At 64.5% G+C, this 8,557-nt stretch carries 7 protein-coding genes and 1 pseudogene; 7 read left to right on the forward strand and 1 reads right to left on the reverse strand.

Features of this window, described 5'->3' with window-relative positions:
• Positions 1 to 109: helix-turn-helix domain-containing protein (locus J0I79_RS01350; RefSeq protein ID WP_292854727.1), on the reverse strand; the 109-nt coding region annotated here is incomplete at its 3' end.
• A 120-nt stretch (positions 110 to 229) separates the two neighbouring features.
• Here J0I79_RS01350 and J0I79_RS01355 point away from each other — a divergent pair.
• From J0I79_RS01355 to J0I79_RS01385, 7 genes and pseudogenes are all read left to right on the forward strand, one after another.
• Positions 230 to 1,087: a CoA-transferase gene (locus J0I79_RS01355; RefSeq protein ID WP_292854710.1), complete on the forward strand. Its 858-nt coding sequence runs from the start codon at positions 230 to 232 to the stop codon at positions 1,085 to 1,087.
• Complete coding sequence (locus tag J0I79_RS01360) at positions 1,084 to 1,884, forward strand: CoA-transferase subunit beta (RefSeq protein ID WP_292854713.1); 801 nt, start codon at positions 1,084 to 1,086, stop codon at positions 1,882 to 1,884. The genes J0I79_RS01355 and J0I79_RS01360 overlap by 4 nt, the downstream gene beginning before the upstream one ends.
• Before the next feature lies 1 nt (position 1,885).
• Positions 1,886 to 3,091, forward strand: coding sequence for a 3-oxoadipyl-CoA thiolase (gene pcaF / locus J0I79_RS01365; RefSeq protein WP_292854729.1), 1,206 nt, complete (start codon positions 1,886 to 1,888; stop codon positions 3,089 to 3,091).
• Positions 3,092 to 3,245: 154 nt separating this feature from the next.
• On the forward strand, positions 3,246 to 4,274 hold the full coding sequence (locus tag J0I79_RS01370) for a BMP family protein (protein WP_292854716.1): 1,029 nt from the start codon (positions 3,246 to 3,248) through the stop codon (positions 4,272 to 4,274).
• 256 nt (positions 4,275 to 4,530) lie between these two features.
• Positions 4,531 to 5,781, forward strand: a pseudogene (locus J0I79_RS01375) (ABC transporter ATP-binding protein); the annotation flags it as partial.
• Between the two features lie 475 nt (positions 5,782 to 6,256).
• A complete protein-coding gene (locus tag J0I79_RS01380; RefSeq protein ID WP_292854721.1) occupies positions 6,257 to 7,312 on the forward strand; it encodes an ABC transporter permease in 1,056 nt (351 codons plus the stop codon).
• A complete protein-coding gene (locus J0I79_RS01385; RefSeq protein WP_292854724.1) occupies positions 7,309 to 8,253 on the forward strand; it encodes an ABC transporter permease in 945 nt (314 codons plus the stop codon). The genes J0I79_RS01380 and J0I79_RS01385 overlap by 4 nt, the downstream gene beginning before the upstream one ends.
• Positions 8,254 to 8,557: the final 304 nt, after the last annotated feature.

The raw sequence follows: 8,557 nt of genomic DNA on the forward strand, positions 1-8,557 counted from the left end.
CCATCTCGGTCAAGGTCATGCCCTGGGGATGCCGGGCGAGAATTTCCATCACGGCAAGGCCACGTTCCAGCGAGCCGACATGATCACGCGAAGCGGGTTCTTCGTCCATCTTGCCTCCGCGTGCGATGCCTTCGCCAGGATTGACTTGGGGTCGCGATGTGGCCTAGAAAGTATCACATATAAAACAAAAGTTCGCAATACGAACTTTCTTGAACCTGGAGCCAATGCGATGGTCAAGTTCCTGCCGCTCAAACAGGCCGTTGCGGAGAACCTGAACGATGGCGACAGTGTCGCCTTTGAGGGCTTCACCCATTTGATCCCGACCGCCGCGGCGCATGAGGCGATTCGCCAGGGATTCCGCGACCTGACCCTGATCCGCATGACGCCTGACCTGATCTACGATCAGATGATCGGCATGGGCATGGCGAAGAAGATCGTCTTCTCCTATGTCGGCAATCCCGGCGTCGGTCTGCTCAGGCGCGCCCGCGATGCGATCGAGAACGGCTTTCCCCGATCGATAGAGGTCGAGGAGCACAGCCATGCCGGCATGGCCAACGCCTATGAGGCGGGTGCGGCCGGTCTGCCCTGCGCGGTGTTTCGCGGCTATCGCGGCGCGGGGTTGGCCGAGGTCAATCCCAACATCCGATCAGTAACTTGTCCGTTCACCGGTGAAGTGCTGGCGGCCGTGCCGTCGATCCGGCCCGACGTCACCTTCATCCACGCGCAGAAGGCGGACCGTAAAGGCAATGTGCTGGTCGAGGGCATCATCGGTATCCAGAAGGAAGCGGTGCTGGCGGCGAAGCGCGCGGTGGTGACGGTCGAGGAAGTGGTCGACACTTTCGATGACCTGCACCCGAACCTGACCGTGCTGCCGCGCTGGACGATCGCCGCGATTTCCGTGGTGCCCGGCGGTTCGCATCCGTCCTACGCACATGGCTATTATGCGCGCGACAACGCCGCCTATCTTGAATGGGACGAGATCGCCGCCGATCGCGTGAAATTCCAGGCTTGGATGCAGGCCAATGTCATCGGGAAGAGCGCCGCTGATTTCGCCGGACGCGTCGAACATCTGAGGAGAGCGGCATGAGCGGGAATCTTCTGGGTTTCACTCCCAACGAGATGATGACGATCGCCGCCAGCCGCGCGTTGAAGAACGACGATGTCTGCTTCGTCGGCATCGGCGCGCCGTCCGCGGCCTGCAACGTGGCGCGGCTGACGCATGCGCCAAATATCACGCTGATCTACGAGAGCGGCACGATCGGCACCGCGCCCGATGTGCTGCCGCTGTCGATCGGCGACGGCGAACTGTGCGAAACCGCGGTCACCACGGTCGCGGTGCCGGAAATGTTCCGCTACTGGCTGCAGGGCGGCCGTATCTCGATCGGCTTCCTCGGCGCGGCGCAGCTCGACAAGTTCGGCAACATCAACACGACAGTCATCGGCGATTATTTCCATCCCAAGACCCGGCTTCCCGGCGGCGGCGGCGCGCCGGAAATCGCGACCTCGTCGAAGGAGGTCTACATCACCATGGCGCAGTCGAGGCGTGGCATGGTCGAGAAGATCGATTTCTTCACCTCGTTCGGCCATGGCGAGGGCGGCGATCACCGCAAGCGACTTGGCATCGATACCGCTGGTCCAACCTTGCTGATCACCGATCTCGCGATCTGGAAACCGGACCCGGTCACGAAGGAATTCACCGTTGTGTCGCTGCATCCGGGTGTCAGCCGCGAACAGGTGCAGGAAAGCTGTGGCTGGGTCGTGAAGTTCGCGGAGGCGCTTGACGAAACGCCGGCGCCAAGCGAACTCGAGCTCACGACATTGCGCGACCTGCAGGCCCGCACCAAGGCGGCGCATGAGGGAACCGGAAGAGAGAAAGCTGCCTGACATGGCCGAGGCCTATATCTGCGACTACATCCGCACCCCAATCGGCCGCTTCGGCGGTTCCCTGTCCGCCGTGCGCGCCGACGATCTCGGCGCCATTCCTCTCAAGGCGCTGGCCGAACGCAATGCGGGCGTCGACTGGCAGGCGGTCGACGACATCGTCTATGGCTGCGCCAACCAGGCAGGCGAGGACAACCGCAACGTGGCGCGCATGGCGCTGCTGCTGGCCGGCCTGCCGAAGGAAATACCGGGATCGACCGTCAATCGCCTGTGCGGGTCGGGCATGGACGCGCTCACCATCGCGGCGCGCGCCATCAAGGCCGGCGAGGCGGAACTGATGATTGCCGGCGGCGTCGAATCGATGAGCCGGGCGCCCTTCGTCATGCCGAAGGCCGACACCGCGTTCTCACGCAACGCGGAGATTTACGACACCACGATCGGCTGGCGCTTCGTCAATCCGTTGATGAAGAAGCAGTATGGCGTCGATTCCATGCCGGAGACCGGCGAGAACGTCGCCGAGGATTTTGCCGTGTCGCGCGCCGACCAGGACGCTTTTGCCGTGCGCAGCCAGGACAAGGCTGTGGCCGCGCAGGCCAATGGCAGGCTGGGCAAGGAGATCACGTCGGTCACCATCCCACAGCGCAAGGGTGACCCGATCGTCGTGGCGAAGGACGAGCATCCGCGCGCCGGCACCACCGTCGAGGCGCTGGCGAAACTGCCGACGCCATTCCGGCAGGGCGGCACGGTGACGGCCGGCAATGCGTCTGGTGTCAATGACGGCGCGGCGGCGCTGATCGTTGCTTCGGAAGCCGCCATCAGGAAATACGGCCTGACGCCGATCGCCCGCATCCTTGGCGGCGCCGCCGCCGGCGTGGCGCCGCGCATCATGGGCATCGGCCCGGCTCCGGCGACGCAGAAACTGTGCGCGCGGCTCGGGCTGTCGCCACAGCAATTCGATGTCATCGAACTCAACGAGGCCTTTGCCTCGCAAGGCATCGCCGTGCTGCGCCAGCTCGGCATCGCCGAGGATGCGCCGCACGTCAATCCGAATGGCGGCGCCATCGCGCTCGGCCATCCCCTGGGTATGTCGGGCGCCCGCATCTCGGGAACGGCGGCGCTGGAACTGCGCGAACGCGGCGGCAAGCTGGCTTTGGCCACGATGTGCATCGGCGTCGGCCAGGGCATCGCCATCGCGCTCGAACGCGCCTGATAAGCCGCCCTCCCGGCTGGGCCAGGAGGGCGCATATGATCGGGCCTGGCAAATTTGACCATGTGGACAAAAGTCCGGACCCGTTCCATAGTTCCCCGTCTGATATTTCTTGGAACAGCCGGCTCGACACGGCTGTCGAACAGAGGGGAATGCAATGGAAAACCGGAAGAATAGAGTCCAGATAAAACAAGGGCTTTCGCGCAGAAACGTGCTGGAGCTGGGCGCGCTGGGCCTCGCGGCCGCGATGCTGCCCGGTGCGGCGTTCGGCGCGAACAAGAAGCTGAAAGTGGCGGCGATTTTCGCCACGCCTATCGAGGAGCCCTGGGACAATCAGGTCCATGTCGCGCTGTTGAAGGCGCAGAAGGAACTGGGCATCGAATACAAATGGTCGGAGAAGGTGCAGACCGCCGACTTCAGCCGCGTCATGCGCGAATATGCGCAGGGTGGCTATGAACTGGTGCTGGGCGATGCCTTCGCCGCCGAGCGCGAATCGCGCCGCACCGCCAAGCAGTTTCCGAAGACCGCCTTCCTGTTCGGTTCGGGCGCCGGCCCGGCCGAACCCAATTTCGGCGTCTTCGACAACTGGATCCACGAGCCGGCCTATCTCTGCGGCATCATCGCCGGCAAGATGTCGAAGTCCGGCACGGTCGGAGCCGTCGCGGCGATGGGCATTCCGGAAGTGAACCGGCTGGTCAATGCCTTCTTCGCCGGTGCCAAGGAGGTCAATCCGAACATCAAGAAGAAGGTTTCCTTCATCGGCTCCTTCTTCGATCCGCCCAAGGCCAAGGAAGCCGCGGTTGCCCAGATCGATGCCGGCGTCGACGTCATCTACGCCGAACGTTTCGGTGTCATTGAGGCGGCGGTGGACAAGAAGGTGCTGGCGATTTCCAACATGTCCGATCAGTCGAGCCTCGGCCCCGATACGGTCATCACCGGCCCGGTCTGGGATATGTATCCGACCGTCGAACAGGCGATCAAACTGGTCAAGGCCGGAGTTTACACCGCTCAGGACTACGGCGATTTCTCGCGCATGGCCAAGGGCGGCTCGTATCTGGCGCCCTACCACAAGTTCGACAAGACACTGCCGGCCGACGTGAAGGATCTGGTCGAGAAGAAGAAGGCCGAAATCCTCGAAGGCAATTTCCGGGTGGATGTGGACGAGAACACGCCGGTTTCGGATTGATGCCTTGTAGAGGGGTGGCGCGAGGCGCCCCTCTCTGTCCTGCCGGACATCTCCCCCCTCAAGGGGGGAGATTGGCAGTTCCGTCGACGGCGCTCGATCTTTTCAACGTTGAAAGGTGGCGAAGGCCGCGGTGACATCTGATCTCCCCCCTTGAGGGGGAGATGGCCGGCAGGCCAGAGAGGGGGGCTTCGCGCTGCCCTTCTCGGTTAGCCGGATCGCAAGCTCAGGAGCACCCTTGTCCGCCCCCTTCATCGAAATGCGCGGCATCACCAAGAGCTTCGGCGCCGTCAAGGCGAACGAGGCTGTCGACCTCAGTGTCGCTCCTGGCGAGATCCTCGGACTGCTGGGCGAGAACGGCGCCGGTAAGACGACGCTGATGAACGTGCTGTTCGGCGCCTATGCGCCGGATGCCGGCGAGATCCTGGTCCAAGGCCGGAAGGCGCGCATCACCAGTTCGGCCGACGCGCTGGCCGCCGGCATCGGCATGGTGCACCAGCATTTTCATCTGGCGCCCCGGCTGACGGTGCTGGAGAACCTTCTGATCGGCATTCCCGGCAAGAGCGGCCGGATCGACCGCGCGGGCGGGCTGGCACGGCTCGCTGAAATCAGCCGTCAGTACGGGCTGACGCTTGACCCCGACCTGCCAGTATCGGCGCTGTCGGTCGGCGAGCAGCAGCGGCTCGAGATCGTCAAGGCGCTGTTTCGCGGCGCCAAGCTGTTGATTCTCGATGAGCCGACGGCGGTGCTGGCGCCCAGCGAGGTCGATGGGCTGTTTTCGGCGCTGCGGTCAATGGCGGCGCAAGGGCTCGGCATCATCTTCATATCGCACAAGCTCAACGAAGTGCGGGCGCTCACTCATCGCTGCACCGTGCTGAGGCATGGCCGTGTTGCCGGCCGCGTCGACGACCCCGCCAACACGACGTCGGCCGCGATGGCTGAACTGATGTGCGGACACGAGATCGTGCCGCCGGCAAGAGGACCGTCGACGCCGGGCGCCGATGTGCTGACGCTTGCCGGCATTTCCACCTCCGGGCATTCGGGCACCGCGCTGCGCCACATCTCGCTTGCCGTCCGCGCCGGCGAAATCCTCGGCATCGCCGGCGTTTCGGGCAATGGCCAGCGCGCCTTGGCGGAGGTGATTTCCGGCATGCGTTCGCCCGATGCCGGCCAGATGACGATCGCCGGCACCCGGGTGACGCGGTTTTCGCCGCGCGAGGTGCAGGCGCTCGGCCTCGGACGCATTCCGGAAGACCGCATGACGACAGGGCTGGTCACCAACCTGCCGCTCGCCGATTCCATGGTCCTGCCGCGCATCGGCACGGCCGCGTTCTCGGCCAAGGGCCTGCTCAAGCCGGATGCGATCCGCGCTTTCGCAGAGGAACAGATCAAGGCCTTTGACATCAGGTGCCCGGGGCCGATGGTCCGTGCCGGCGCGCTGTCGGGCGGCAATCTGCAGAAGGCGCTGCTGGCGCGGGAACTCGCGTTCGATCCAAAGGTGCTTGTTGTCTCGCAGCCTACGCGTGGCCTCGACATCGGTGCTGCTCGCTTTATTCATGAAAAATTCCTCGCCATGCGTGCCAAGGGTTGCGGCATCATCGTCATCGGCGAGGATCTGGAAGAACTGCTGGTGCTCTGCGACCGCATCGCGGTGATGTATGAGGGCCGTATCGCGGGTACGCTTGCCAGTGCGGACGCGACGGTCGCGCGGCTCGGCCTGCTGATGACCGGAGCGGAGGGGAGAGCTTAGGGATGGTTGTTTTCGGGGAAACCTTGAAAGTCGGCGCCGCCCCTCACCTGCCTGCCGGCATCCTCTCCCCGTATAGGGACGGGGAGAGGGGCGCTCCGATCGCCGCTTTCGCCAATTTTCAACAGGGCACCAAGGGCAGTGACAGCCCCCTTCTCCCCGTCTCTATACGGGGAGAAGGTGCCGGCAGGCGGATGAGGGGCAGCACCGACGCTCGGGCAATCGAGGGGCACGGCTGATGTTTCGTCTTGAAGTCCGTAGCTCTACGCCCGCCTGGTTCAATCTTGCCCTGCCGCTGCTTGCCATCGCGGTGACGCTTATCCTGTGCAGCGGCCTGATCGCGCTCGCCGGCGCGGGTGTGCTCGAATCCTATGGCGTGATGTTCACCGCTTCGCTCGGCGACAGTTATGCGATCACCGAGACGCTGGTGCGCGCCGCGCCCATGATCTTCACCGGGCTGGCGGTGGCCGTCGCCTTCCGGGCAAAATTCTGGAACATCGGCGCCGAGGGCCAGTTGCTCGCCGGCGCGGTGGCGAGCTGCTTCGTCGGCGCGATCCCGATGCCCGGCCCGCTCGCCATGCTCTTGATGGCCGTGGCGGGTGCTGCCGCAGGCGCGGCCGTCGCGCTGGTTCCGGCCACGCTGCGGGTACGATTCAAGGTCGATGACGTGGTGAGTTCCCTGCTGCTCAACTCGGTCATCTATTACGCGCTGATGGCGCTGATCGAGGGGCCATGGAAGGACAGTTTCAGCGGCTATCCGATCTCGCCGCCGATCGAGGATTCGGCCAACTTCCCGGTGCTGATCGAAGGCACGCGGCTGCATCTGGGTGTGGTGGTGGCGCTGATCGCCGCTCCATTGATCTGGTTCCTCATCGCGCGCACCACGCTCGGCTTCAGGATCAGGGTCACCGGCGAAAATCCGGAGGCCGCCCGCTATGGCGGCATCCATGTCGAGCGCGTGCTGCTCTCGACGGCGCTGCTGTCGGGCGCACTTGCCGGACTGGCCGGTGTCGGCGAGGTCGGCGGCGTGCATTTCCAGGTGATGAGTGACATCTCGCCGGGCTACGGCTATTCCGGCATCGTGGTCGCGATGCTGGCGAGGCTCAATCCGCTGGGCGTCGTGCCGGCGGCGATTTTCCTGGCGGCCGTCATGACCGGCGCCGAAGCGATGTCGCGCGCCACCGGCGTCCCGGCTTTCCTCAGCGACGTCATCCAGGGGACGGCGCTGCTTGCCATGCTGGTTGCCCTGCTGTTCACCGCCTATCGCATCCGCCGCGTGGGAGCTGCCTCATGAGCGCGGTGTTCGAGCAGATCTTTCAGGTCGGCTTTCTCGCCGCCATTATCCGTATCGCCACGCCGCTGGCCTTCGCCACGCTCGGCGAAATGTTCTCCGAGCGGGCGGGTGTGCTCAATCTCGGCATCGAGGGCATCATGCTGCTCTGCGCGATGACGGGCTTCACCGCCGCCAGTCTCAGCGGCAATCTGTGGCTCGGCGTGCTCGCCGCCGTGCTGACCGGCATGCTGATGAGCGCGCTGCATGCGCTGTTCACGGTGGCGCTCGGCCTCAGCCAGCATGTCTGCGGCATCGGCGTCACGCTGTTCTCGTCGGGCCTGGCCTATTTCCTCTACCGGCTCATCTTCGGCCAACAGTCGGTGCCGCCAAGCATCAAGGGTTTCGAGACTCTGCCGATTCCGGTGCTGTCGGATATTCCGGTGCTCGGGCCTGCCGTGTTCAACCAGTTCACGCTGGTCTATCTGGCGATCATCGCCATACCGCTCGCAGCCTTCGTGCTCTACCGCACGCCCTGGGGCCTGTCGGTGCGCATGGTCGGCGAAAATCCACGCGCGGCCGATTCGGCCGGCGTCAGCGTCATGGCCACCCGGTTCCAGGCCGTCATTCTCGGTGGGGCGTTGATGGGGCTCGCCGGTGCGTTCCTGTCGATGGCGCAGTTCAACGCCTTCACCTTCGGCGTCGTCTCCGGTCGTGGCTGGGTGGCGATCGCGCTGGTCGTCTTCGGCCGCTGGGATCCCTGGCGCTCGGCAGGCGCGGCATTGCTGTTCGCCTTTGTCGATGCGCTGCAACTGCGCATGCAGGCGAGTGGCCTCGGGCATATCCCCTATGAGGCGTTCCTGATGCTGCCCTTCATCTTCACCATAATCGCGATGGCCTTCATGTCGCGCAACGCGGTGGCGCCCTCTGCGCTGCTTAAGCCGTTTCGAAAGGAAGAGCGGTAGGGCTGGTTTCCTCGCCCTCGTGAAACGGGGGAGAGGTGGCCGCGAAGCAGTCGGAGAGGGGGCCGAGCCGACGGTCGAATGTTTGATTTTTCAGGGCCACGCCTTGCGCCAGATTCTCAGCCGGTTCTGGCTTCATGCAGGGCGTCCCCACTCCCCGTCTCGGCTTCGCCGAGCCACCTTGTATCTACACGAGAGAGATTTCGTGGGAATGAAGCGATTGAGCCAAGGTCCGGGCGGCCGCCCGGACCTTGGCTTGGCGAAGTCGCCCGTACCACCTGAGGTTACAGCCGCGGGAGAGCTTGGG

The sequence above is a fragment of the Mesorhizobium sp. genome (genome assembly GCF_017306585.1).
In the GTDB taxonomy this organism is placed as follows: domain Bacteria; phylum Pseudomonadota; class Alphaproteobacteria; order Rhizobiales; family Rhizobiaceae; genus Mesorhizobium.